Annotated in this window: 22 protein-coding genes; 15 read left to right on the forward strand and 7 right to left on the reverse strand. The window is 63.3% G+C overall.

Annotation, left to right across the window (positions count from 1 at the left end; all coding sequences use genetic code 11):
* Positions 1-17: 17 nt before the first annotated feature.
* Genes ABF757_RS10360 through folB form a run of 5 tightly spaced genes read left to right on the forward strand, consistent with a single transcriptional unit; the run spans position 18 to position 4,318 of the window.
* Positions 18-2,069 carry a DNA polymerase III subunit gamma/tau gene (locus tag ABF757_RS10360; RefSeq protein WP_415482218.1) on the forward strand — a complete coding sequence of 684 codons (2,052 nt, stop codon included), beginning with the start codon at positions 18-20 and terminating at the stop codon, positions 2,067-2,069.
* Between the two features lie 54 nt (positions 2,070-2,123).
* A complete protein-coding gene (locus ABF757_RS10365) occupies positions 2,124-2,447 on the forward strand; it encodes a YbaB/EbfC family nucleoid-associated protein (protein ID WP_025861838.1) in 324 nt (107 codons plus the stop codon).
* Positions 2,448-2,473: 26 nt separating this feature from the next.
* Positions 2,474-3,082, forward strand: coding sequence for a recombination mediator RecR (recR, locus tag ABF757_RS10370; protein ID WP_415482191.1), 609 nt, complete (start codon positions 2,474-2,476; stop codon positions 3,080-3,082).
* Positions 3,083-3,108: 26 nt separating this feature from the next.
* Entirely contained in the window at positions 3,109-3,909 is an 801-nt protein-coding gene (locus tag ABF757_RS10375) for an SDR family oxidoreductase (protein ID WP_415482194.1), read from the forward strand.
* Positions 3,910-3,916: 7 nt separating this feature from the next.
* A complete protein-coding gene (folB, locus tag ABF757_RS10380; RefSeq protein ID WP_025861685.1) occupies positions 3,917-4,318 on the forward strand; it encodes a dihydroneopterin aldolase in 402 nt (133 codons plus the stop codon).
* A 66-nt stretch (positions 4,319-4,384) separates the two neighbouring features.
* Here folB and ABF757_RS10385 read toward each other — a convergent pair whose 3' ends face one another.
* The 4 genes from ABF757_RS10385 to ABF757_RS10400 form a co-directional block, all read right to left on the reverse strand.
* On the reverse strand, positions 4,385-5,461 hold the full coding sequence (locus tag ABF757_RS10385; protein ID WP_415482196.1) for a DMT family transporter: 1,077 nt from the start codon (positions 5,459-5,461) through the stop codon (positions 4,385-4,387).
* 48 nt (positions 5,462-5,509) lie between these two features.
* Positions 5,510-6,418 (reverse strand): hypothetical protein, encoded by a 909-nt coding sequence (locus ABF757_RS10390; protein WP_415482198.1) that lies wholly within the window; start codon positions 6,416-6,418, stop codon positions 5,510-5,512.
* A gap of 102 nt (positions 6,419-6,520) precedes the next feature.
* A complete protein-coding gene (locus ABF757_RS10395; protein ID WP_415482199.1) occupies positions 6,521-7,483 on the reverse strand; it encodes an RNase A-like domain-containing protein in 963 nt (320 codons plus the stop codon).
* Positions 7,484-7,816: 333 nt separating this feature from the next.
* A complete protein-coding gene (locus ABF757_RS10400; RefSeq protein WP_025861688.1) occupies positions 7,817-8,146 on the reverse strand; it encodes an FYDLN acid domain-containing protein in 330 nt (109 codons plus the stop codon).
* Positions 8,147-8,451: 305 nt separating this feature from the next.
* On the opposite strand from ABF757_RS10400, the gene aroA reads away from it, so the two are divergent.
* The 3 genes from aroA to rpsA all read left to right on the forward strand — a co-directional run bounded on the left by aroA (position 8,452) and on the right by rpsA (position 12,587).
* A complete protein-coding gene (gene aroA, locus ABF757_RS10405; RefSeq protein WP_415482200.1) occupies positions 8,452-9,804 on the forward strand; it encodes a 3-phosphoshikimate 1-carboxyvinyltransferase in 1,353 nt (450 codons plus the stop codon).
* A 20-nt stretch (positions 9,805-9,824) separates the two neighbouring features.
* Positions 9,825-10,481, forward strand: a complete 657-nt coding sequence (gene cmk / locus ABF757_RS10410; RefSeq protein WP_415482220.1) for a (d)CMP kinase — start codon at positions 9,825-9,827, stop codon at positions 10,479-10,481.
* A gap of 393 nt (positions 10,482-10,874) precedes the next feature.
* On the forward strand, positions 10,875-12,587 hold the full coding sequence (rpsA, locus tag ABF757_RS10415) for a 30S ribosomal protein S1 (RefSeq protein WP_415482202.1): 1,713 nt from the start codon (positions 10,875-10,877) through the stop codon (positions 12,585-12,587).
* 130 nt (positions 12,588-12,717) lie between these two features.
* Here rpsA and ABF757_RS10420 read toward each other — a convergent pair whose 3' ends face one another.
* Both ABF757_RS10420 and ABF757_RS10425 read right to left on the reverse strand, forming a co-directional pair.
* Positions 12,718-14,505, reverse strand: coding sequence for a DUF885 domain-containing protein (locus tag ABF757_RS10420; RefSeq protein ID WP_415482204.1), 1,788 nt, complete (start codon positions 14,503-14,505; stop codon positions 12,718-12,720).
* A 91-nt stretch (positions 14,506-14,596) separates the two neighbouring features.
* Entirely contained in the window at positions 14,597-15,262 is a 666-nt protein-coding gene (locus tag ABF757_RS10425) for an alpha/beta hydrolase (protein WP_415482206.1), read from the reverse strand.
* Between the two features lie 385 nt (positions 15,263-15,647).
* On the opposite strand from ABF757_RS10425, the gene ABF757_RS10430 reads away from it, so the two are divergent.
* From ABF757_RS10430 to ABF757_RS10460, 7 genes are all read left to right on the forward strand, one after another.
* Positions 15,648-16,814, forward strand: a complete 1,167-nt coding sequence (locus ABF757_RS10430) for a cysteine desulfurase family protein (RefSeq protein WP_415482208.1) — start codon at positions 15,648-15,650, stop codon at positions 16,812-16,814.
* Positions 16,811-18,058, forward strand: coding sequence for a cysteine desulfurase family protein (locus ABF757_RS10435; RefSeq protein WP_415482210.1), 1,248 nt, complete (start codon positions 16,811-16,813; stop codon positions 18,056-18,058). The genes ABF757_RS10430 and ABF757_RS10435 overlap by 4 nt, the downstream gene beginning before the upstream one ends.
* Before the next feature lie 45 nt (positions 18,059-18,103).
* A complete protein-coding gene (locus tag ABF757_RS10440; RefSeq protein ID WP_025861675.1) occupies positions 18,104-18,418 on the forward strand; it encodes a ferredoxin family 2Fe-2S iron-sulfur cluster binding protein in 315 nt (104 codons plus the stop codon).
* Positions 18,419-18,447: 29 nt separating this feature from the next.
* Complete coding sequence (mnmA, locus tag ABF757_RS10445; protein WP_415482212.1) at positions 18,448-19,566, forward strand: tRNA 2-thiouridine(34) synthase MnmA; 1,119 nt, start codon at positions 18,448-18,450, stop codon at positions 19,564-19,566.
* The gene (locus tag ABF757_RS10450; RefSeq protein ID WP_415482214.1) at positions 19,559-20,230 is read left to right on the forward strand and encodes a glutathione S-transferase; all 672 of its coding nucleotides are present in this window, start codon (positions 19,559-19,561) and stop codon (positions 20,228-20,230) included. The genes mnmA and ABF757_RS10450 overlap by 8 nt, the downstream gene beginning before the upstream one ends.
* A gap of 38 nt (positions 20,231-20,268) precedes the next feature.
* The gene (locus ABF757_RS10455; RefSeq protein WP_415482222.1) at positions 20,269-21,432 is read left to right on the forward strand and encodes a glycosyltransferase family 4 protein; all 1,164 of its coding nucleotides are present in this window, start codon (positions 20,269-20,271) and stop codon (positions 21,430-21,432) included.
* 143 nt (positions 21,433-21,575) lie between these two features.
* Positions 21,576-23,825, forward strand: coding sequence for a protein-disulfide reductase DsbD family protein (locus ABF757_RS10460; protein WP_415482216.1), 2,250 nt, complete (start codon positions 21,576-21,578; stop codon positions 23,823-23,825).
* Positions 23,826-23,866: 41 nt separating this feature from the next.
* On the opposite strand, the gene ABF757_RS10465 is transcribed toward ABF757_RS10460, so the two are convergent.
* Positions 23,867-24,499 (reverse strand): RluA family pseudouridine synthase, encoded by a 633-nt coding sequence (locus ABF757_RS10465; RefSeq protein ID WP_415482224.1) that lies wholly within the window; start codon positions 24,497-24,499, stop codon positions 23,867-23,869.
* Positions 24,500-24,559: the final 60 nt, after the last annotated feature.

Here is a 24,559-nt window from a genome sequence, read left to right on the forward strand (position 1 = left end):
CCCCCCCGCCGCCTCCCGTGGCCGAGCCGATAGCGCCTGCCGTATCAGGTGCCCCTGCGCCGTACCGCGTGCTGGCGCGCAAATATCGTCCCACCACCTTTGATGACCTGATCGGTCAGGAGGCCATGGTTCGCACTCTGCGCAATGCCTTTGCGCTGGGGCGCGTAGCCCATGCATTCATGCTTACCGGTGTGCGCGGGGTGGGTAAAACCACAACGGCGCGTATTATTGCCCGTGCGCTCAACTGCACCGGGCCGGATGGTCAGGGCGGCCCCACGGCTGACCCGTGTGGCGTATGTCCCAACTGCGTGGCCATTCTGGCCGACCGCCACCCCGATGTGCTGGAAATGGATGCCGCCTCCCGCACGGGGGTGGACGATGTGCGCGAGATTATCGAGGCCACGCGCTTTCGCCCCATGCAGGGGCGGATGAAGGTCTTTATCATCGACGAAGTGCATATGCTCTCGCGCAATGCCTTCAACGCGCTGCTTAAAACGCTGGAGGAACCTCCGGCACAGGTTACCTTCATTTTCGCCACCACCGAACTGCGCAAGGTGCCTGTTACGGTGCTCTCGCGCTGCCAGCGTTTTGACCTGCGGCGCGTGCCCCAGTCCGCTCTGGCGGGCCTGTTCGAGCGCATTGCCCAAAAGGAGCAGGTGCGCCTTTCGGATGACGCGCTGGCCCTGATCGCCCGTGCGGCCGATGGCTCGGTGCGTGATGGTCTTTCCCTGCTCGATCAGGCCATTGCACAGGGCGGCGGTGCTGGCTCGGATGCGCTGATCGGGGCGGAAGTCGTGGCCGACATGCTGGGTCTGGCTGACCGTCAGGTGGTGTTCGACCTGCTTGATGCCGCCCTGCGTGGCCAGCCAGATGTCGCGCTGTCGCTCATGGATGCCGCCCATGCCCGTGGTGCGGATGCCGGGCTGGTGCTGGGCGACATGCTTGAGCTTGTGCACACGCTTTCACGCTTGCGGGCGGTGCCTTCGCTCGAACACGCGGCGGATATGCCCGAGGCTGAGCGCGTACGTGGGCAGGAAATGGCGGGTGCGTTCAGCGTGCCGGTGCTCATGCGGGCATGGCAGATGCTGCTCAAGGGCATGCAGGAACTCGATACCGCGCCAGACAGGCGGGTGGCGGCCGATATGGTGCTGATCCGCCTGTGTTACGTGGCCGACCTGCCCTCGCCCGAAGAACTGGTGCGCCATCTTTCCAACGCCGCGCGTGATGGGGCCGAGCCCCGGCCGGATCAGGCGGGGCGGCCCGGCGGCGCAGGCCCTGCGGGTCTGGCGGCTCCTGTTGCAGGTGGGATTGCCTCGGGCGCGCAGGTTCCGGGTGGGGTTGCTGCTGGCAGCGCGCCATCCGCCATGGCCGCGGCTCCGTTTGCCAGTGGCAGCGCTGGCGGTAGTGCGAGTGGCGGTGCAATGGCCAGTGCGGTTACTGATGCACAGGCCATGCCCGCTATGGAGGATGACAGGCCCCGCCTGCGGATGGTCGGTGGCACCGCCATGGCGGTGGAGGCCCTCCCCCCGGTGCCTGAACCCGTGGTGGAACAAGAGCCCGCGCCCCCCGCTATCCCGCGCACATGGCGCGAAACCGTGGCCCTTGTGCGCGATGCGCGTGAGGCGGTGCTGCATGGCCATCTGCGGCATGCGGCCCATCTGGTGTCGTTCGCGTGCGGGCATATTGTTATGCGGCTTGATGCGGGCGCTCCCCCCGATGTCCCCCGCCGCCTGCGACTGGTGCTGGAGCGCGTAACCGGTATTGAATGGCAGGTGGAACTGTCTGAGGCACCGGGTGAGCCCAGTCTGGGCGAGCAGGGGGCCGAGGTTATTCAGTTCCGTCGCAAGGAGGCGGCCTCTCACCCGCTGGTGCAGGCCATTCTTGAGGCTTTCCCCGATGCGGAGCTGGGCGAGGTTTCCGAGCACGGGCTGGACGATTACGGCCTGCCGCCCGAGGAACTGCACACCGCGCTGGCAGCGGATGACCCATCCCTTATGTTCGCGCCGCTGGATGCGGAACTGCTTGACGAGGACGAACGGCCCCATGATCCGGGCCTTTCTCCAGACTGACCCGCATGGCCGCGTAACGGCTGTGCCGGTTTTTAAAACCAGAGGAACCGATCAATGAAAAACCTTGCCTCGATGATGAAACAGGCCACGCAGATGCAGGCCAAAATGGAAGCCATGCAGACCACGCTGGAAGGGATCAGCATTGAAGGGGCTGCGGGCGCAGGCATGGTCACGGTTGTGCTGAGCGGCAAGGGCGACATGCGCTCGATCAAGATCGACCCTTCGCTGGCAGACCCGACAGAAATGGAAATGCTTCAGGACCTGATTATGGCGGCCTGCGCGGATGCCCGCCGCAAGCTGGACGAGCGCGCTGCTGAGGAAATGCAGAAGGTCACTGGTGGGCTTAACCTGCCCGCAGGCCTGAAGCTGCCGTTCTAGGACTGACCGCGCGCGAGGGTGCCGGAATGGGTGGGCAGGAAATAGAGCAGCTTATCCGGCTTCTGGGCCGGTTGCCGGGGTTTGGCCCCCGCTCCGCGCGGCGGGTCGCGCTGTACCTGCTGCGCGAGCCACAGTCCCGCCTTGCGCCGCTGGCCCGCGCCATGGAGCGCGCGGGCGAGGCTATCCGCACCTGCTCCTCCTGCGGAAATCTGGACACGGTGGACCCGTGCCATATCTGCTCCGACCCCCTGCGTGACCGCTCTTTGGTTTGCGTGGTGGAAACTGTGGGAGACCTGTGGGCGCTCGAGCGTGCGGGGGTGCACAGGGGTGTGTATCAGGTGCTGGGTGGCACGCTCTCGCCGCTGGCGGGCACAGGGCCGGAAGACCTCAATACCGCCCCCCTCTTTGCCCGGCTGGAAGCGGGGCAGGTGCGTGAGGTCATTCTCGCACTGGGCGCTACGGTGGAAGGGGCCACAACCCTGCACTGGCTGATGGACCGTCTGGCCCCCTACACGCCCCCGCAGGGTGATGTCACGATCAGCCGTGTTGCGCAGGGCGTGCCCATGGGCGGCGCGCTGGACGTGCTGGATGACGGCACGCTGGCAGCGGCCCTTGGCGCGCGCCGCCCGGCCTGACCCCAAAAGCAATGGAGAACACCACCATGACGATGGATCTGTTTCCTGTATCCGACGCCATGCCACGCCGCGCCCTTGTAACCGGAGGGGCCGCGCGTCTGGGCCGTGCTCTGGTGCTGATGCTGGCTGAAACCGGGTTTGATGTTGCCATCCATTACCGGGGCAATGCCGTGCGGGCGCGTGAAACACAGGCCGAGGTGGAAGCCCTCGGCCGCCGTGCCGTGCTGCTGCATGCCGACCTCGCGCGGGAGGAGGAAACCGCACCGCTGACCGAGCAGGCCATGCAGGCCCTTGGCGGCCCGCTGGGGGTGCTGGTCAATAACGCTTCCACCTTCGAGCGCGACGAGTGGGATGATGCCTCGCTTGAAAGCTGGATGCAGCACATGAAGCCCAACCTGCGCGCACCCTTTGTGCTGATGCAGGCTTTCGCCAAGGCGCTGCCAACAGGGGCGGAGGGCATGGTGCTGAACATGCTGGATGAGCGCGTGTGGTCGCTCACGCCGCATTTCGTCAGCTATACGGTTTCCAAAAGCGCTTTATGGACGCTTACCCGCACCATGGCGCTTGCGCTGGCTCCGCGCCGCATCCGGGTGAATGCCATAGGCCCCGGCCCGGCCCTGCCCAGCACGCGCCAGACCGTGGAACAGTTTGCCCGCCAGTGCGCCTCTGTGCCGCTGGGGCATGGAACCTCCGCGCGGGAAGTGGCGGGTGCCGCCCGCGCGCTGCTGGCACTGCCCTCCGTTACGGGGCAGATGCTCGCACTCGATGGGGGGCAGCACCTGCAATGGTCTCCGGCGATGGCCGCCGGCGACGCTCTGGAAGAATAGAACCATTATGTCCGTTTTCGCTCCCTGGGTGGAAAAGCCGCCCCTGCGCTGCCTGTTCATCAACAACATGCTGCTGGACGCCAATATTGGCGTATTCCCGCATGAGCAGGGGGTAACACAGCGTATCCGCATTTCAGTCTGGTTCGGGGTGGATGACCGGACCGACCTTGAAATCGGGGCGGATGACCTCAGCCGCACGGTGTCTTACGAACAGGTGGTGGTGCTGATCCGTCGGATTGTGGCGGAAGGGCATGTGCGTCTGGTGGAAACACTGGCCGAGCGGATTGCCGCTGGCGTGCTGGCCGATACGCGCGTGCGCGTGGTGCGGGTGCGGATCGAGAAACTGGACGTGTTCGAGGAAATCGAAAGTGTGGGGGTGGAAATCGAACGCCGCCCGTGCAGCCCGTAACTACCGGGGCTGTTTTTTGCCATATCCCCCGCGCTGCCTGATGAATGTGCCGCGCGGGGAAAGCTCTCAATGCGTGTGCCGGTGGTGCAGGTCCGGGTAATGGGCGTGGCGGTGTGTCAGGGCGACATGCTGGTGCCGGTGCGTATGGGGCTCGCCCGTTGGGTCGTTCGGGCCATGGCTGTGCTGGTGGTGGGCGTCGTGCGTGTGGCGGTGCTCATGCTCCATGCTGTCATGCGTGTGGTCATGCTCATGCCGCTCGGTCAGGTGCAGCCACAGGCCTAGCGCCATAAGTCCGCCTGCCAGCACTAGCCGGAGGGTGGGGGCTTCGTGCAGCAGGGGAATGGCCAGACACGCGCCCGCGAACGGTGCCAGCGAGAAATAGGCCCCGGCCCGTGCAGCCCCAAGTGCACGCAGGCCCAGAATAAACAGCACAAGGCTGGCTCCATACCCGGCAAATCCGGTCAGGAGCGCGCCCACTAGCAGGGCAGGCGGTGGAAAACTGGCCCCCGTGGCCAGAGCCAGAGTAAGGTTGACCGTGCCTGCCACCAGCCCTTTTATCAGGGTGATCTGGGTCGGATCAGCGCCTGAAAGACGGGCGGTGGCGTTATTGTCCACCCCCCAGCACAGGCAGGCTCCGGCTATCAGCAGTGCGCCCGTGCTTGCGGTGATACCCGCTCCTGACCACGACAGCACACAGGCCCCGGCAAGAATGGCGAATGCCCCCAGCACAACCCGCCTGTCGGTGTTTTCATGAAAAACACTCCAGGCAATGACCATGGTGGCCAGCCCTTCCAGATTGAGCAGCAGCGAGGCCGAGGCGGCATCCGTATGGGCCAGACCCAGCATAAGCAGGGCAGGCCCGGCCATGCCCCCGGTCATCACGGCCAGCGCCAGCCAGCCAAAATCCGCCCGGCGTAGCGGGGCCTCCTGCGTGTGCAGCGGGCGCAGCCATGTTATGTGGCGCGCCCCGGTGCGCAGGGCCAGAAGCCCAAATCCCGAGCCCAGATAAAGCAGCCCCGCCAGCATGAGCGGGCTGGTTGACCCCAGCAGCAGCTTGGCCAGCGGCGTGCTGGCTCCAAACAGCAGGGCGGAGAGCAGGGCAAGGGCAATACCGGGCGGCGGAGGGGAGGCTGGTTTGGGCATGGTGGCAGGCTCTCACAGAGCAGGACGGATGAAAACCTGAAAATGCGCTCAGCTTTGTGGGGCCGGTGGTGTGGCGTTACAGCCGGGCCCAGCGCTGTCCGTTATGTCCGCAGGGGAGTGTTCGGCACTCTCAGCGTTCTGCATCGCAACGTTGTTTTCAAAACTGTCCAGCACAGCAGTCCAGAAGGCGCGCAGGCTTGGAAAGCGCCCCCAGTTCGGTGGATCATCAATTTCTACTGTCGGGTTGAGATTGATGACAGCCTTGCTGGTGCGCTCGATTTCTTCGTCAGTATAGGAGAGCAATGTCCTTATTTCGCGAATAGTGTCCTGATTGAATATCAGGGTATAATTTTTTGGTGCGTTTCCAATAATTTCAGCCAGTGTCTCGCCATATAGATCGGCATCTTCACCGAACTCGCCGGACTTAAAATCACGCAGGCGGGGGAACATGTCTTCTATATCATTGTTAGAAAAATGCTCTGGGATAAAAGAAAATGTTATGTCTTCAGAGTAATTTTTCACGAGCATTGATGGGTCATTGCCAAGTGCTTTTTTTTGCAGAATAGGTTGGTCAATGCCTGGATTGTCCCAATGGATCAGGTTTTTTATCTCTGGATCATTTGCGAAAATATTTGAAATAAAAATCCAGAACTCCCGGAGATTTTTGAAACAATCAGAATCGGAATGTTTTTCTTTATATTCGGTATTATCGATATGACGGAATACTGCGGTTGCATACTCGATATCATTATCAGAGTACGATAGTAAGTCGTTTAATTGATTTATAATTCTTATTTTTAAAGGGACGCTATATTTCCGTTGCTGCTTGGTGATCTCTCCTATGATTTTTTCGAAAAAATTTACTTTGTAATTTTCGCTCGGTTTGTAAAAAATACTATAAATAATATCGAATTTTTGACTTATATCGAAAGCATGAAAGTTTTTGAGGGTGCGCATGGGGTATTCCATTGGGTTTTATGTGAAAAATCTGATGATATTTTTGTTTGTGTTTTGTGTGGGTAAGTTTTTTCTCCCATTTTTGGGTTATAAATTATTTAATTAATCCATTGTAACACTAAATATATGATAAATCATGCCGTTTAGTGTTTGTTTTTTGATTCTAACCTCAATGTTTGTCGCATGTTTTTTTTGGCGTGTGTTTTTTGATATGACTACAGCTTCTGATCCTGATATTTTTGCTTTAACTTTCATTATTGCACCAACGTTGGCGTTTGCAAGCCAACTATCAATATGTGTCGAATTTGCTTTAATGGCTCGATGAATTTCACGCTCTGCAGCCTCCTTTGTAGTAAAATATGAAAGAAATTCATGTTTTTCTTTTTCGAACCGGCGGTCGATATAAGCTTGGCTTGGGTTAACATGCTTTAACAGGACATGCCCCCCTAACTTGCGGTTATGCGGCGGGGCTTCATGGTGGTGGAGGTCAAGTGTCTCCTGCCGATGGGGGTAGAGAAGGACTTCCTTTTCAGGAATTTTTACTGGTTGGGCTGTTTGTGGCGAAGGCCGGGGAAAGTGCTCAGGGGTTATGTTGTCGTTTTTGAAGGACAGGCGACTTGCATCGGCAGCCGCTACGCGCAGTGCTCGTGTAGCGCCGAAATGGGCCGCGGCATGTATAATGCCGTCGGGAAGCATGGCATCAGCGGCCATTCCCACAAGATTGACGACAGCAGGGGGGGCATGGGCTTTCTGTGCTGCGGCGCGGGCCATACGTTCGGTCCGGGTTTCTGAAGCCGTGCCGGTGCGCCAGGCGCGTTGCCCGGCAGTTACCATGTCGATGCCGTGAGCGGTAAGGGCAACCCCGCCGACTTTGCTGAGTATGGGCTCAGGGCTGCCGAGCAGGGCGGCTCCCCCGGCAACTTCCGCCATGCCAAGACCGATGGTTAGGAGGCCTTCTGCTTTATTTATACTCTTCTGGCTCGGCAGATAGGGCCGGACAATGTTGACGAGCTGACGTTCGGTCATGACGAATGTCAGAGCGGGTTGCCGATGGGTCGTTTGCATGGAGTGTCCTGAAAGGCAGACACAAAAAAAGCCCGCCGGTGAGGGCGGGCTTGCTGTGTCGCATAGGTGATCCCGTGCCGTAGCTAGGCAACGGTGTCTTGCGGGATCATGATTTTACGGAGAAGCTTCGCTACTGCGTATGACAGTACGAATACTATCTAATCTCTAGCAAAAGCTGTGCGCGGGTGGCCAGAGAAAAGCAGAGTCGTGCCAGTATAAAACGTGCCGGCATAAAAAAAGCCTGACCATGGAGTATGGTCAGGCTCGATAACGCCAGTGTGTTCACACCCGCTTTACGGGAGCCCGCAGCGGGTGTGGGTCAGGCGGTATGTGTCAGGATTCGTGATCTTCGGAATCGGAGCTGACATCGATATCGGAGCTGATGTCGTCGTCGTCATCGTCCAGATCGGTCGAATCCTCCATCACGTCATCATCATCTTCGTCGGTATCGGTGTCGAGATCGATATCCTCGTCATCTTTCTTGACGGGGGTCACGCTTGCCGTGCTGGCCGACAGGCTGTCCACGCTGCGGCGCAGGCGGGGAACCAGTGCGGGCTGTTCTGTACCGCATTTGGGGCAAACTGCGGGAACGCGGCTCAGGTCGTAAAAGCGGGCACCGCAGGAGACGCAGACGCGTTTGGTGCCGAGATCGGGCTGGGTCATCTTGCTACCTGTCGATCCTGATCAGAAGGATGTCTGATCAAACAAGGAAGGGGGCGCACACCCCCGGAAAATACGGTCAAATCCGTCGGGCTGCCGCCAGGGCGCGCAGCCGGTGAGAATCGACCGGAAGCTAGAGCGAGGCCACATGCCATTGTGTTCTCACTCATGTCAAACCCGAAGGTGGGGGTAGTGTGCATTTTTCCGTGTCTGCCGTGTTGTGGCGGCGTCTGCAGGGGGTGGTTTTTATGGTGTAACCACCCTGTGGCGGATTGACTTGCGCGCGTGAGCGCCGGAATGAACAGGGTATGACACATGCACCTGCTTCCGCCTCCCGTCCGCTTACCGTGGCGCGTCCCGCTGCCCCGCTGGGTGGTGTCATCCGTGTGCCGGGTGACAAGTCCATCAGCCATCGTGCGCTCATGTTCGCCGCTCTCGCGCGCGGACAAACCACGATTTACCATCTGCTCGAAGGCGAGGACGTGCTGCGCACCGCCGCCGCCATGCGCGCGCTGGGTGCGCAGGTGGAGCAGCAGGGGGCGCTCTGGGTCGTATCCGGGCCGGGAGTCGGGCAGTTGAGCGAACCGGCTGACGTGCTGGATATGGGCAATTCCGGCACGGCGGCGCGGCTGCTTTCTGGTATTTTGGCCAGCCACGGCATGGCCTCCGTCATGACGGGTGATGCCAGCCTGCGCCGTAGGCCCATGAAGCGCGTGACAGACCCGCTGGCCGCTACCGGGGCAACTTTCATTACCCGCGAGGGCGGTCGGCTGCCGCTGGCCATACGGGGGCAGGCCAACCCACCCGCGCTGGATTACCGTCTGCCGGTGGCCTCCGCACAGGTTAAATCTGCTGTGCTGCTGGCGGGGCTGAACGCCACAGGCACCACACGTGTGGAAGAGCCCGTGCCCACGCGTGACCATACTGAAAACATGCTGCGCTATTTCGGCGCGAAGGTTGAGGTCGAAATCACTCCTGAAGGCGGGCGTATCATCCGCCTTGAAGGCCGCCCCGATCTGGTAGCCCCCGAGGGAGGGCTGTTTGTTCCGGCGGACCCGTCCTCCGCCGCGTTTCCGCTGGTGGCGGCGCTGCTGGTGCCGGGGTCTGACATTACCCTGACGGATGTAGGGCTCAACCCGCTGCGGACAGGCCTGTTCACCACCCTGATGGAAATGGGCGCTCAGGTGGATGTGGTGGAAAAAGCATCCTCCGGTGGCGAACCCGTGGGCGATCTGCGCGTGCGGGCCTCTGCCCTGCATGGGGTTGTGGTTCCCGCCGCCCGGGCTCCGTCGATGATTGATGAATACCCGGTTCTGGCCGTGGCGGCAGCGCATGCCAAAGGCATTTCGCGCTTTTGCGGGCTGGAAGAACTGCGGGTGAAAGAAAGCGATCGCCTGTCCGCCACCGTGGCCCTGCTGCGTGAAAACGGCGTGCGGGCCGAAGTCGAGGGGGATGACCTTGTGGTGCATGGCACGGCGGGCGCCATACCCGGCGGCGGGCTGGTTACAACCCATATGGACCACCGGCTGGCCATGAGTGCCTCTGTCATGGGGCTGGTAGCCGAAAAGCCCGTGCGGATTGATGATACCGCGTTTATCGACACCAGCTTTCCCGGATATCTGACGCTGATGAACCAGCTTGGTGCGGGGTTTGCCCAATGAGCGGCACGCAGGACACCAGTATGGCGCGCGGCGGCCCCGTTATTGCGGTGGATGGTCCGGCGGCGGCGGGTAAGGGCACATTGGCGCGGCGTCTGGCCGAGGCTCTGGGCCTGCCTTATCTGGATACCGGGCTGCTGTATCGCGCCGTGGGGCGTCTGGCGCTGGATGCCGGGCGCAATCCGGCGGACCCCGCACAGGATATTGCCCAGACCCTCAGCCCCGATGCCCTGCGCCGGTCTGACCTGCGCGCCCCTGAGGTTGCGGCGGCGGCCAGTAAGGTAGCGGCACAGCCACTGGTGCGCGCGGCCTTGGTTGAAACCCAGCGCCGTTTCGCGCGCGAGCGTGGGGCCGTGCTGGATGGGCGCGATATCGGCACGGTGATTTTTCCTGATGCCGATTTCAAGCTGTTCATTACCGCCTCGCCCGCCACACGCGCCCTGCGGCGCTTTTTGCAGACAGGGGGCGATGTCTCGGCTCCGGAGGCTCCGCAGCAACTGCACGAGATGGAAGAAGCCCTGCGCGCGCGTGATGCGGCGGATGCCGGGCGCGAAACCGCCCCCCTGTGCATTGCCGAGGATGCCTGCGTGATCGAAACCGATACGCTGGATGCCGCCGCCGTACTGGCCGAGGCCCTGCGGCTGGCCCGGGCGCGACTCGCTGGAGAAACAGTGGGCTGAGGCCTTTCCCGCCCCGGTCTCGGCTTTACGCCCCGGCAGCATGGGGGAGCAGGCCGGGCCTGAACGGTCTGGAAACTTTGGTGATTTTGCCCGCGCAACACACGGGCTTTTATCGTGTGGCTGGGGGCGGGGGCGTATGAATGCCTCATGCCCGTTTGTTTGAGTTGACAAACCCTGCCCGCGTGGTCTCTGTGCAATCATGGTTTGCCCGGATAACGCGGGCAATCAGGGTCGGCTGTCTTATGCGGCCGGCGTAGACAAGGTCTGCACTACAGTGGTGGGGGAAGGCTCCCGCTTGCTGGCCAGACAAGACGTGCCGCGTCATGCGGGGCGCAGGAACAGCCCGTCCGCCCCAACAAGGGAGCCGGTTCGGTGCAGGATTAACGGTTACACATGGCTTCAGCCACCCTTGATGCCACGGATCATTTCCGCGGCGAAGATTTTGCATCCCTTCTTGACGAAACCCTGGGCCGCGACACCGGCTTCGACGGGTCCGTTGTCCGTGGCCGTATCGTCCGTCTGACGGATGACTACGCGATCGTTGATGTCGGCCTGAAGAGCGAAGGCCGCGTGGCCCTGCGCGAATTCGCCCCCCCCGGCGCCAAGCCCGAAATCCAGCCCGGCGACGTGGTGGAACTGTATGTCGAACGGTATGAAGACCGTGACGGCAGCATTGTTCTGTCCCGCGAGAAGGCCCGCCGCGAAGAAGCCTGGACCAGCCTGGAAAAGGCGTTCGAGGCCAACCAGCGCGTGAACGGCACCATCTATGGTCGCGTCAAGGGCGGCTTTACGGTGGATCTGGGCGGCGCCATGGCGTTCCTGCCCGGCAGCCAGGTGGATATCCGCCCCGTGCGCGATGTCGGCCCGCTGATGGGTGTTCCCCAGCCTTTCCAGATCCTGAAGATGGATCGTGCCCGTGGCAACATCGTTGTGTCGCGTCGCGCCGTGCTGGAAGAAACCCGCGCCGAACAGCGCAGCGAGCTGATCCAGGGTCTGACCGAAGGCATGATCCTCGATGGCGTGGTCAAGAACATCACCGACTACGGCGCGTTCGTGGATCTGGGTGGCGTCGATGGCCTGCTGCATGTGACCGACATCGCCTGGAAGCGTATCAACCACCCGTCCGAAGCGCTGCAGATCGGCCAGCCCGTGCGCGTGCAGGTAATCCGCTTCAACTCCGACACGCAGCGTATCTCGCTGGGCATGAAGCAGCTTGAAGCTGATCCGTGGGAGAACGTGGCGCTTAAGTACCCGCCGGGTGCCCGCTTCACGGGCCGCGTGACCAACATCACCGATTACGGCGCGTTCGTCGAGCTGGAACCGGGTGTCGAAGGTCTGGTGCACGTGTCCGAAATGTCCTGGACGAAGAAGAACGTCCATCCGGGCAAGATCGTCGCGACTTCTCAGGAAGTGGACGTGATGGTTCTGGATGTGGACAGCGCCAAGCGCCGTATCTCTCTGGGTCTCAAGCAGGTTCAGCGCAACCCGTGGGAGCAGTTCGCCGAAGAGTACAAGGTCGGTTCGACCGTGGAAGGCGAAATCCGCAACATCACGGAATTCGGCCTGTTCATCGGCCTGTCCGCGGATATCGACGGCATGGTTCACATGTCCGACCTGTCCTGGGACGAAGCTGGCGAAGAAGCCATGAAGCACTACGAAAAGGGCCAGGTCGTAAAGGCCAAGGTTCTGGACGTGGATGTCGAGAAAGAGCGTATCTCTCTCGGTATCAAGCAGCTTCAGGAAGACCCGGCAGCCGATGCCCTCGCAACCATCCAGAAGGGCACCATCGTCACCTGCATCGTGACGGCTGTTCAGTCCAACGGGATCGAAGTGAAGGTGGACGACGTTCTGAGCGGCTTTATCCGTCGTGCAGAACTGGCCCGCGACAAGGCCGAGCAGCGCCCCGAGCGCTTCGCGGTTGGTGAGCGCGTGGATGCCAAGGTGGTGTCCGTTGACCGCGCTTCCCGCAAGGTGGCCCTGACCATCAAGGGTCGCGAGATGGAAGAAGACAAGCAGGCTATCAGCGACTACGGTTCCGCTGACAGCGGTGCGTCCCTCGGTGATATCCTCGGCGCGGCTATCCGTCGTCGTAACACCGAAGACTGATCCTGATCGGTCGGTGCCGGGGGCAACCCCGGCGCTGGCTGGTGCAGGCCGGTTTCGGCTTGAATACAAAAAAGGCGTCGCGGTTTTCGCGACGCCTTTTTTTTATGCCCGGTTTTTATGGGGGCAGATTTTACAGAACTGGGTCGTCATGGCCGGTCATTTCGCGGCGGATATAGCGCATGGGCACAAGCCCACGGCTGAGCAGGCCATCATGGAAGGCGTGGAGCGAGAAGTCTTTCCCGGCGGTTTTCTGCATGTCTGCGCGCAGGTGCAGGATCATGAGCTTGCCTAGAAGATAGGAGTAATAGCCGGGGTCCATCGTGCCCCGGCGGGCTTCCTTATAGGCGGCGGTGGGGCTCTGGTAGCATTCATGCTGCATCAGGGCGGTGGCATCCTGCACGCTCATGTTCTGGGCATGCAGGCCAAAGGCTACCAGAAAACGGCAGTCACGCAGCAGGGCATCCTGCAACTGGGCCAGATGCAGGCGCGGCGTGGCACCATGAAAGCCCTGCTCTACCATCATCTGCTCAACATAATGCGCCCAGCCTTCGGTGGTGGCGTAGGACTGCGCGCTCTTGCGGGTGAGCGACCATTGCGGGTTGGCGCGCAGGTATAGCCCCTGCACGAAATGCCCCGGCATGGCCTCGTGTATGGTGGTGTCGAGCATGGTGGGCGTGTTGGCGTTGCCCATCGCCTCTTCAATACTGTCGGCATTGCTGCCCAGCGCTATGGGCGTGATGTAGTAATAGGATGTGGTGGCCACGCGCTCGAACGGGCCGGGCCAGTCCGTGGCGGCGGTGATCAGCGAGCGCTCGAAGGCGGGCGTGCTGGTGACCACGGGCAGGGTCATGGCGGGCAGTGTTACCAGTTTGTGCGCCACCACAAAACGCTGCGCGTCCACAAGCTGGTTCTGCACAAGCGGGATCAGCCCATCGGGAAAAGTATGGTCGCGGCGCAGATTGTCCAGCGCGCGCTCGGGGTGCAGGGGGTTTACGGCCCGCGCGGCATCATCGAGCGCTGCCTGATCGTGGCGGAGCTGGTCGCGCCCGGCGGCAATTACCTGCTCCAGTGGCTGGTGCACGCCTTCGGTGGCCAGCATGGCGTTGAGTGTATCGGCCCCCAGCACAAAGGAGCCATCGGGCTTGAGCGTGCCAAGATAGCGCTGGTAGGCGTTCAGAGCGGCCAGAGCGCTTTTGGTGCTGGCCCGTAGCTCGGCCCGTGCCTTGCGGTCGGGGATGGCATCAAAAGCCGCGGGAATGACCTGTTCCACGAAGCTGAGTGCTCCGGCCAGATCTTCCTGCGCGATTTCGATGAAGATATCAGGCACATGCGTCAACTGGGCCTCGCCAGTGGCCAGCATGCCCGGAATCTGTCGCTCGCGGGCAATGACGGCGCGCAGCCTGTCACCCACGGGGGCGAAGTTCCTGTCCACCAGACTATACAGCCCGTCCGTGGCCAGATTGACGTAAAAATCCGGGTTGTGGAGGAAAGGCTGAACCTGTTCGTTTTCGATCAGGCTCAGGTCTATTTCACCCAGCAGGATGTCGCGGTCGTCCTGCCTGTCGGGTGGCAGGGCCGAAACATCCAGCGCGGCCAGTGCCGTGCGTTCGGCATGTAGCCGGTCGGTGCGGGCGTTGATGGCGGCAAGGCTGGTATTGTCCAGCAGGCTGTCTGATGTGTGGATGCCAAGCTGTGTGGCACTGACCGGGCTGTCTGCCCATTCGGCCTCAAAATGCGCTTTTTCCAGCGTGTCGAGTGTGGCGGCGGTATCGGCATGGGCCATGCTGGTGGCCAGCAGGGCCATGGCGGCTCCGGCCATCAGGCTCGTGCGTATGCCGGTGCGTTTTCGGGTCTGGTTTTTTGCATGGGGCTGAGCGGGGCGGCCAGCCCGGTTCGGTAACGTAATGTCTGAGAGCATGCGAGGCCCGGCGCGGGTAGGTGGCGGCGGCCACGCGCCGCCAGCGTCACCCGGCGGAAAGCCGGGTGAGGAAGTGGGCCAGGGGCAGAGCCTAGTCGGCGGCCAACGGCATGTTCAGCGCGCTCATGGCGCGGGTTACGTGGTCTTCCATGGCGTTGGTGATCTTGTCCACCTGCTTGGCAAAGATATGATCAGCCTCGGGGAAGACGCGGTAATCCACCTCAACCCCTTTCTGGGTGTTGAGCTTGTCCACCAGCTTATGGATAGCGGGTTCGGGGGCGAGTTCGTCCTTACCGCCAGCAATCATCAGCCCGCCACATGGACAAGGTGCGAGAAAGCCGAAATCATAATGGGCGGCGGGGGGAGCAATGCTGATCCAGCCGGTAATTTCCGGACGGCGCATCAGAAGCTGCATGCCCACGAACGCCCCGAAGGAATACCCCGCAATCCACAGACCGCTGGCATTGGGGTTGACCATCTGCATCCAGTCCAGAGCGGCGGCAGCATCTGAAATTTCGCCAATACCACCATCAAACCGGCCTTGTGAGCGTCCGACTCCGCGCGAGTTGTACCGCATGACCGAGAAACCCATTTTCTCGAACGAACGGTAAAGCCCGTAGGTAATGCGGTTGTTCATGGTGCCGCCGTGCAGCGGGTGTGGGTGCAGCACGAGGGCAAGCGGGGCGTTGGGCTCGTTGGAGTGGTGGTAGCGCCCTTCAAGACGCCCGTCCGGGCCGGCAAACATAACCTCTGGCATGTAGGTTCCGCTTGATCATGGGACACGCCCAGGGGCATGGCGCGTCCAGGTTTGATAACTGTTCGTGCGGGGAGCGATGCCACGCTCCGTGCCCGAACATGCAGGCCACGGCCCGCGGGCAGGTCAGTTCAGCGCGAGTCTTTTGCGGTCAGGGCGCATCCTGTGCGTTTCCTGGCATTGACCTTGCGCGCGGGGCAGGCATAATCCATTCCGTGCCATGTTGCGTATGGCATGGTGCCTGATCAGGGCTCCTGATCTGTTGGACAGGCAATGCCCCGTGGTGCTGACCATGTGGCTTCTATAGCGGCTGTGTGGTTCGTATTTCCACATAAATCGTGATAATACCTGTCTTGCGTCCCAGGCAGAATATTCCGGAAAGCATTCCATGCCCCCTTCACCCGATGATGGTGCGGCCCATGCCGTCTATCTTGACGCCAACGCTACCGAGCCTTTGAGGCCATCCGCTGCTACCGCCATGCTGGAAGCAGCAGCGCTTGCGGGCAACCCGTCCTCCGTTCATGCGCAGGGGCGCAAGGCGCGCGCCCTGCTGGAGGATGCGCGCGCAGTTATTGCCCGCAGGCTCGATGCTGACCCGCTGAACTGCGTCTTTACCTCGGGCGGGACCGAGGCAAACGTGCTGGCCCTGCACGGTTTTGCACCGGGGCGACGTATTCTGGTGGGGCGTACCGAGCACGATGCGGTGCGCCGGGGTGCGCCCGAAGGCGCTGCGCTGGAATGGCTGGAGGTGGATGCCAGCGGACAGGTGCGGCTTGACCTGCTGGAAGAAACACTGGCCCGGCCCCATGCCCTGCCCGCTCTTGTGTGTCTGATGCTGGCCAATAACGAAACCGGGGTGCTGCACCCTATGGCTGAGGTGGCGCGGCTGTGCGCGCGGTATGGCGCGCATTTGCATGGCGATGCGGTGCAGGCCGTAGGGAGGATCGACGTGGCGCTGCATGCGGGCGGCTTTGGCAGTCTGGCGTGTTCGGGGCACAAGCTGGGTGGCCCCAAGGGGGCCGGTGCCCTGCTGCTGGCCGGGCCTGCGCCGCGTGCGCTGGCCCCGCTCTTTGTGGGGGGCGGACAGGAACAGGGGCGGCGCGGCGGCACACAGGCCCTGCCCGCCATAGCGGGTATGGCCCGCGCTCTGGAAGAAGCACTGGACACCCCGGCTGACCACGCTCCCCTGCGTGACAGGCTGGAGCAGGCCGCGCGTGATGCCGGGGCTGTCGTGTGTGGTGGTGCAGCTCCCCGGCTGGCCAATACGAGTTGTCTGGCTTTGCCGGGCCTGCGTGCGCAGGGGCAGCTTATGCGGCTTGATCTGGAAGGATTCTGTGTTTCGGCGGGGTCTGCCTGTTCATCGGGCAAGGTGGCCTCCTCGCATGTGCTGGAAGCCATGGGGCTGGAGGAACTGGCTGGGCAGGCCATTCGTGTCTCCCTGCCATGGAATGTCAGGCCGGGTGATGTCGAACGGTTTGCCGCCGCCTATACGCGACTGGCCGCAGGGCGTGCGCAGGGGGCCAGCGCTGTTGCGGTTGCCGGAGGACTGGTGTGAGCACGCTGTATTTCGACCACGCCGCCACCACCCCGTGCGACCCGCGCGTGCGGGCCGTGCTGGCCCATGCGCTGGAGGCGGAAAACGCCAACCCTCATAGCAATGCCCATGCCAGTGGCCGGGCGGCGGCGGACAGGGTGGAGCAGGCGCGGGCTGATGTTGCAGCGCTGATCGGGGCGCAACCGCGCGAGATCGTGTTCACCTCCGGGGCGACCGAGGCCAATAATCTCGCCATCAAGGGGGCTGCGCGGCATCTGGCTGCGCGCGGTTCGGAACGGCGGCGGGTAATCACGGTCGCCACTGAACATAAATGTGTGCTGCAAAGCGTGCTGGATCTGGCGCGCGAGGGGTTTGAGCCGGTTATCCTGCCTGTAGGCGCGCAGGGCCAGCTTGACCCGCAACATCTGGCCCGCGCCCTTGAGGTGCCCACCGCACTGGTGTCGATTGCTGCGGCCAATAACGAAACCGGGGTGTTGCACGACCTTGCCACGCTCGGGCCGATAGTGGAGGCGGCGGGCGCGCTGCTGCATTCCGATCTGGCGCAGGCGGCAGGCAAGATCGCGCTGGATGTGCGGGGGCTCAATCTGGCTCTGGCTTCCATTTCCGCCCACAAGATGTATGGCCCCAAGGGTGTGGGCGCGCTGTTCATGCGCCACCGCCCCCGCGTGCGGGTGGAGCCACTGTTTTCTGGCGGCGGGCAGGAACGCGGCGCGCGCTCGGGCACATTGCCGGGCTTTCTGCTGGCCGGGTTTGGCGAGGCCTGCCGGATTGCCATGGCAGAGCAGGCGCGCGATGCGCGGCATCTGGCCGAACTCCAGCAGGTGTTTATGACACGGCTGGATGCGGTGCTGCCCGGCTGCGTGCTCAATGCGGCACAGGCCGAACGCCTGCCGGGTATTTTCAGTGTGCGTCTGCCAGAGGGCCTTCGCGCCATGGATGTGCTGGCCGCCATGCCAGACCTCACAGCCCCTGCGGTAAAAGGCGAGCAAAAACAGGCGGATAATGAGGAGGACTGTCTGGAGGCCTCTCTGGGTTCAGCCTGTTCCTCGGCGGAACTGGCGCCGTCTTACGTGCTGGAGGCCATGGGCCTGAGCCGCGATGAGGCCGCAAGGAGCTTGCGTCTGTCCCCCGGACGTTTTACCTCAGCCGCCGAAGCGCTGCGCGCGGCGGACAGCCTCGCACGCGTGGCTGTCCGGGTTCGGGACAGCGGCGTGACCATGAAAGCCGGGGCCAGTGAGCCCTGAGTGCTGGCACGGTCTGTAAAATTCTTACTGGCAGGACGGATACCAATGCCCCAGATGACGTTTGTTGAACAGGACGGGACGGAACACACGGTCGATGCGCCGGTGGGCCTGTCGGTGCTGGAAATCGCCCACAAGCACGATATCGACATTGAAGGCGCGTGCGAAGGCTCGCTGGCCTGTGCAACCTGTCACGTTGTGGTTGATCCGGCCTGGGCCGAAAAACTGTCCACCCCGACTGATGATGAGGAAGATATGCTCGACCTCGCCTTTGGTCTGGAAAAAACATCCCGCCTTGGCTGCCAGATCGTCATGACTGACGCGCTGGACGGTCTGGTGGTGCGTCTGCCCAGCAAGGGCTGAAGAAAGAAAACAGGGGGTAAACAGCGTCCATGCGCGTTCTTGTAGCCATGTCCGGGGGGGTGGACAGTTCCGTGGTGGCCGCCCGCCTGCTGGAGGAAGGCCACGAGGTCGTGGGCGCGACCCTGCAACTGTACGACTCGCGCGCACCCGCTAAAAAAGGGGCGTGCTGCGCAGGGCAGGACATCCGCGATGCGCGAGCCGTGGCCGACAGGCTGGGTTTCCCGCATTATGTGATTGATGCCGAGCAGCGCTTTACCAACAGCGTGATCGAGCGTTTTGCCGATGCCTACGCGCAGGGCGAAACCCCGGTGCCGTGTGTGGCCTGTAATCAGGGCGTGAAATTTACCGACCTGCTGGGCCTTGCGCGCGAAATCGGGGCGCAGGCCATGGCGACCGGCCATTACGTGCGCCGGATCGAAGGGCCGGAGGGGGCTGAACTGCACCGCCCGGTTGATATCGAGCGCGACCAGAGCTGGTTCCTGTTCGCCACCACACGCGATCAGCTTGAATTCCTGCGCTTTCCGCTGGGTGACATGCCCGACAAGGCCGCGGTCCGGCGCGAGGCGGAACGCTATGGCCTGGTGGTGGCGGGCAAGCCCGACAGTCAGGATCTGTGCTTTGTAACCGATGGCTCCTATGTCGATCTGGTTGAGCGCATGCACCCCGAAATGGCCGGGCCGGGCGAGATTGTGGACCGGCAGGGCCGTGTAGTGGGCCAGCATGAAGGCGTGATGCGCTTTACCGTGGGCCAGAGCAAGCGGCTGGGTAATGCTGCGCGGCTGGAAGGCGAACGCCAGATGGTGGTGGGCGTGGAACCGGCGCATAGGCGGGTGATTATCGGCCCGCGCGCGCAGGCCAGCGTGCAGGCCCTGTCCGTACGGGATGTGAACTGGCTGGTGGATGCCCCGCCCGAAGGGCTTGTCTGCCGGGTGCAGATGCGCGCACGTGAGGCCCCTCGCCCCGCCCGCGTGGTGCCAACCCCCGATGGCGCGCGCGTGCTGCTGGAAGAACCGGCCATGCCCGCACCCGGTCAGGCCTGTGTGTTCTATCAGGACAGCCGTATTCTTGGGGGTGGGTTTATCCGCCGTGCGGAGCCGCAGGGCGATCAGGACGCGGCGCAGGCCGCAGGAGCAAAAGCACATGGCTGATGGGCGTCTGGTAATCGGCACGCGGCGGTATTCATCATGGTCGCTGCGGGGCTGGCTTTCCGTGCGTCTGGCCGGGCTGGATGTGGATGTGCAGGCCCTGCGTCTGGCCGGTGGCGGCAAGACAGTCGCCCTCAAGACGCTCTCCCCCAATGGCTGCGCACCTTATCTGGAGCATGCGGGTATTGCGGTGTGGGACTCGCTGGCCATTGCCGAATACTGTGCGGAACTGGCTCCGGCCCTGTGGCCGCAGGACCGCGCGGCGCGGGCGCATGCCCGCTCCATTTCAGCGGAAATGCATTCAGGTTTTCGCGCGGTGCGCTCGGCGCTGCCCATGAATCTGGGCCGGGTTAACTGCCCGCTGGCCGCCGGGCTGGATGAGGACACCCAGCGCGATATCGCCCGGATCGATACGATCTGGACCAATACGCGCAACCGCTACGGGGCAGAGGGGCCGTATCTGTTTGGGGCGGTTTTCTGCAATGCCGATGTGGCGTTTGCGCCGGTGGTCAGCCGTTTTGCTTCCTATGCCGTGCCGGAGCTGTCCGATGTCTCCCACGCTTATATGCGTGCAGTGCAGGAGCACCCGCTCATGCGTGAATGGGCGGCGGATGCGGCGCAGGAGCCACAGGACTGGCAGCTTGAAATGTACGAATCCCTGCGCTGAACAGCGCGGGGTTTCGGCAGGGGGCCACCATGGGGGTAATGCACGCGCCGCTTACGGCCGACACTGCGCGGGAGCCGGGGCAGCCAGCGGGTGGACAGGCCCTGCGGGTCATGACGGTGCTTTCCCCGCGTGAGCGGTTTGCACCGGGTGAGTGTGGGGCCATAGGGCTGCTGGTGCGGCGTCTGGCCACGCCGGGCGAGGTGGTGGTGGGCACCGCCCCACAGGGCGTCTCGTTTGCCGATGTGGCGTTCAGGCCCGTGCCGCCGGTGTTTTCGTGGCGTGGCGGGCGGGTGCGCTACCGCAAAGGGGTGGCGCGGCTTGTCCGTGAACTCCGTCCCGATCTGGTGGAGGTGCATAACCGCCCTGATCTGGCGCTTGCCCTGCGCCGCCGGTTTCCGGCCCTGCCTGTCGTGCTGGTTCTGCATAACGACCCCTGCACCATGCGCCGGGCGCGCAAGCCTGCCGAGCGCGAGCATCTGGCCCGTGCTGTGGCGGTTGTGGCGGTATCAGAGTGGGTCAGGCAGCGCTTTGTTAGTCAGGGCGTTGGGGGGTGCGTGTCTATCCTGCCCAATAGTCTCGACCTTGAGGCCCTGCCCGAGTCCCTGCCTGCCGCCGAGCGCGAAAACCTTGTGCTATTTGCCGGGCGTGTGGTGGCCGACAAGGGGGCGGATGCGTTCGTGGCCGCCTGTGCCACCCTCCTGCCTCGTTACCCGGAATGGCGGGCGCAGATTCTCGGTGCGGATGATTTTGGCGAGCATACGCGTGAGACGCCGTTTTTGCGGGGTTTGCGCCCGCAGGCACAGGCTGCCGGTGTCGCGCTGGAGGGGTATCGCCCCCATGATGCCGTGCTCAAGGCCATGAGCCGGGCCGCCATTGTGGTTGCCCCCAGCCGCTGGGGCGAGCCGTTTGGCATGGTAGCGCTGGAGGCCATGTGCTGCGGCGCGGCCCTGCTGGTGTCGCCCAATGGTAATCTGCCCGAACTGGCCGGGCAGGCCGCTCTCTATGCCGACCCGGATTCGCTGCCCGAACTGGTGTCAGCCCTTGAAAGCCTGATGGACGATGTGGGCCTGCGCGCGCGTCTGGGGCAGGCGGGGCAGGAGCGCGCCGCTCGTTTTGACTGCCGCACCATGCGCGCTATCCGTGCCGAACTGCATGCCGAGGTTGTGCGTGCATGGCCGGGGAAAGGCCTTTTCAACGCCTGACAACCTCCGGGTGCCAGACCCCGCCTGCACACAATCGCGCAAGGGGGTGGAAAAGCGGGATGCCAGAGGGCGAAGCGGATGTGCTAATCCGGATTCATGGCGTTGTCTGCATCGCCTGATTTTTCGCGTTACGGAATTCATTCATGCTGTTCGTGCCTCTGTCCCGTCTTTGCCGTGCCTTTGTGGTTTTGCAGGTTCTGCTGTCTGTGCTGGCGGTGGGCGTGCTGCCGGGCTCTGTCAGGGCGGCGGAAAGCCCGGCGGTCATTACCCCGCACACCATCGCGACACTGATAACCGCAACGGATACGGTGCGGGTTGGCACCGCCCTGCCTGTGGCGCTGCGCCTGCGGCTGCAACCGGGGTGGCATACTTACTGGCGCAATCCGGGTGATGCGGGCGAGCCGGTGGCCGTACGGCTTGTGGCACAGGGCGCGCTGTCAGGGCAGACAGAGACAATCCTGTGGCCCACGCCCATACGGATCAGGGCGGCCTCGCTCATGTCTTACGCCTATATGGGCGATGTGGTGCTGCCGCTGTCCCTGCCGCTGGTGGTGCCGCCGGGTAGCGGGGCATCGGGCGATACGGTTGTTGTGCACGCGCATGCAAGCTGGCTGGTGTGCGCGGTTGTGTGCGTGCCCGAGGAGGCCGAGTTGTCGCTGTCCCTGCCGCGTGTTGCGGAAGGGGACGGGCTGGTGAATTCCGCTCAGGCGGGGCTGTTTGCCAGTGCCGCGCGCGCTACACCCGGCCAATCGCCCTATCAGGCGGTTATTGGCTCGGATGGTGTCATGCGGCTGAGTGGTGCCGGGCTTTCCGCCAGCACGGTGCGTGCGGCATGGTTCATGGCTGACCAGCCGGGGCTGATCGACCCGGCAGCCCCGCAGAACGAGCGCGTGCAGGATGGCGCGGTGCTGCTGCACCTCAAACCGCTGCCTGATTTTACGCCCGGCCATGATTTGTCCGGTGTTGTGGTGCTGCAAAGCCCGGCAGGGGCGGAGCAGGCGGTAGTCCAGACAGTGCGCCGCGTGGCAGGCCCGGTTGAAGAGGCCGCCAGTGCCGGAGTGGCCAGTACAGCGGCTCGGGCAGCGGGCATAGCTGCACCGGAGGGGGCCGCTACTCCTGCCGGGCAGGCGGGTGGCCAAGGTCTGGCGGATATCATGCGGCTGGCGCTGTTCGGGTTGCTGGGTGGGCTGGTGCTTAACCTCATGCCCTGTGTTTTTCCGGTGCTGGCCATGAAAGCGCTTTCGGTCGCGCGGCTGGGGCGTGCGGGGCGTGCGGCCCAGCTCTGGGGGGGCGCAGGCTACGCGTTGGGCGTTATGGCCACCTTCATGGCGCTGGGTGGGGGCATGATGGCCCTGCGTGCGGGGGGCAGGGCTGCGGGGTGGGGCTTTCAGTTCCAGTCACCGCTCTTTGTTACCTTTGTTACGTGGCTGCTGTTTGTCATGGCGCTCAATTTGCTGGGGGTGTTCTCTTTCATGCCTTTCGCGCTGCGTGCGCCGCGTCAGGCCGAGGTTTCGGCCGAAGGGGCGGGCGGGCTGCGCTGGCATGATGTGCTGACGGGCGTGCTGGCCGTGCTGGTGGCTACACCCTGCACCGCGCCGTTCATGGGGGTAGCGGTAGCGGGAGCGCTGTCCGGGCCGCCAGTGGCGGGGCTTGTGGTGTTTGCCTTCATGGGGGTTGGGCTTGCCGCTCCGCTGGTGCTGCTGATGCTGGCCCCCGGTGTGGCGGGCTGGCTGCCCCGCCCCGGCGGGTGGATGATCTATCTGCGGCAGTCTCTGGCCTTTCCGTTGCTGGGCACCTGTGTGTGGTTTTTCTGGGTGATTGTGATGGAAGGCGGCGGCCAGACCGTGCTGCCGGTCGGGGCGGGGCTGGTGTTGTTAGGGTTTGCCGCGTGGCTGTATGGCGTGGCACAGGCCGAGCAGGCGCGCGCTGGCCACTCCCGCGCGCAAGGGGCGCTGCACGGGCTGGCGCTGCTTGGTTTTCTGGCGGCCATGGCGCTGCTGCCCAGCCTGCGCGCGTTACCGCCCGCACATACGGCGGGCATGGCGCTGCCTGAAGGGGTCGAGGCCTTCACGCCTGCGCGTTTTGCGGCCCTGCGCGCGCAGGGCGAGCCGGTTTTTGTGGATATGACAGCGGCATGGTGCATGACCTGCCTTGTCAATGAACGGCTGGTGCTGGACACGCAGGGCACGCGCGCCCTGTTTGCCCGCCGGGGCGTGCATGTGCTGCGCGGTGACTGGACCCGGCATGACCCGGCCATTACCGCCTTTTTGAGCGCACATGGGCGCGATGGCGTGCCGCTTTATGTTTACGCTCCCGCGCACGGGGCTGAGGTTGTACTGCCCCAGTTGCTCACCCCCGGTATTCTTGCCCGCGCACTTGATCCTTCCCGCTGACGGGGGACGGCGCGCGCGGGCATAGACCTGCGTGCCGGGTTTTACGGTGCGTCAGGCTCCCAGCCGCAGGCCCGGAGTGCCGCGTGCATGGAAGGTGGCGGCGGGGCCGTGACCGTTATGGTCGGGTCCAGCGGTAGGGAAAGACCCTGTGCCAGCAGGTGCAGGCCTTGTGCGTCCGCCTTGCCGTAGAGCGCATCCCCTACGATTGGCCAGCCCATGGCGGCACAGTGCACACGGGCCTGATGGGTGCGCCCGCTTAGCAGGGTCAGTTCCAGCCAGCACAGGCCTTTACCCCGGCCCAGAACCCGCCACAGGGTTGTTGCGGCATTTTTGGCTGCATTGGCTGATTTGGGCGCGGGGTCCGGGCGCATATGCCAGCCGGAGGGGGTGTTTTCGCGCACCAGCGGCAGGTCTATCCGCCCTTTTTCTTCCGTGGGGCCATTACGCACGATTGCCCAGTAGGTCTTGCGGGCCGTGTGGTTGGCAAAAGCCTGCTGCATGGCCAGAAGTGGTTGCTTGCGCAAGGCAATGGCCAGACAGCCCGCGGTATCGGCATCCAGCCGGTGAACCAGCCATGGCCCATCGGCCCGGCGCGAAAGCTGGGGAAACCAGTCCTCCACGCACAGCCCGGTGCGCGGGCCAGCATGAACCGGCAGGCCCGCCGGTTTGTTCACGATCACCACATGGCGGTCCTGATACAAAACGGGCAGCGGCTCGGTTGGTACGGGCCGGGG

Source organism: Acetobacter papayae, assembly GCF_047721125.1.
In the GTDB taxonomy this organism is placed as follows: domain Bacteria; phylum Pseudomonadota; class Alphaproteobacteria; order Acetobacterales; family Acetobacteraceae; genus Acetobacter; species Acetobacter papayae.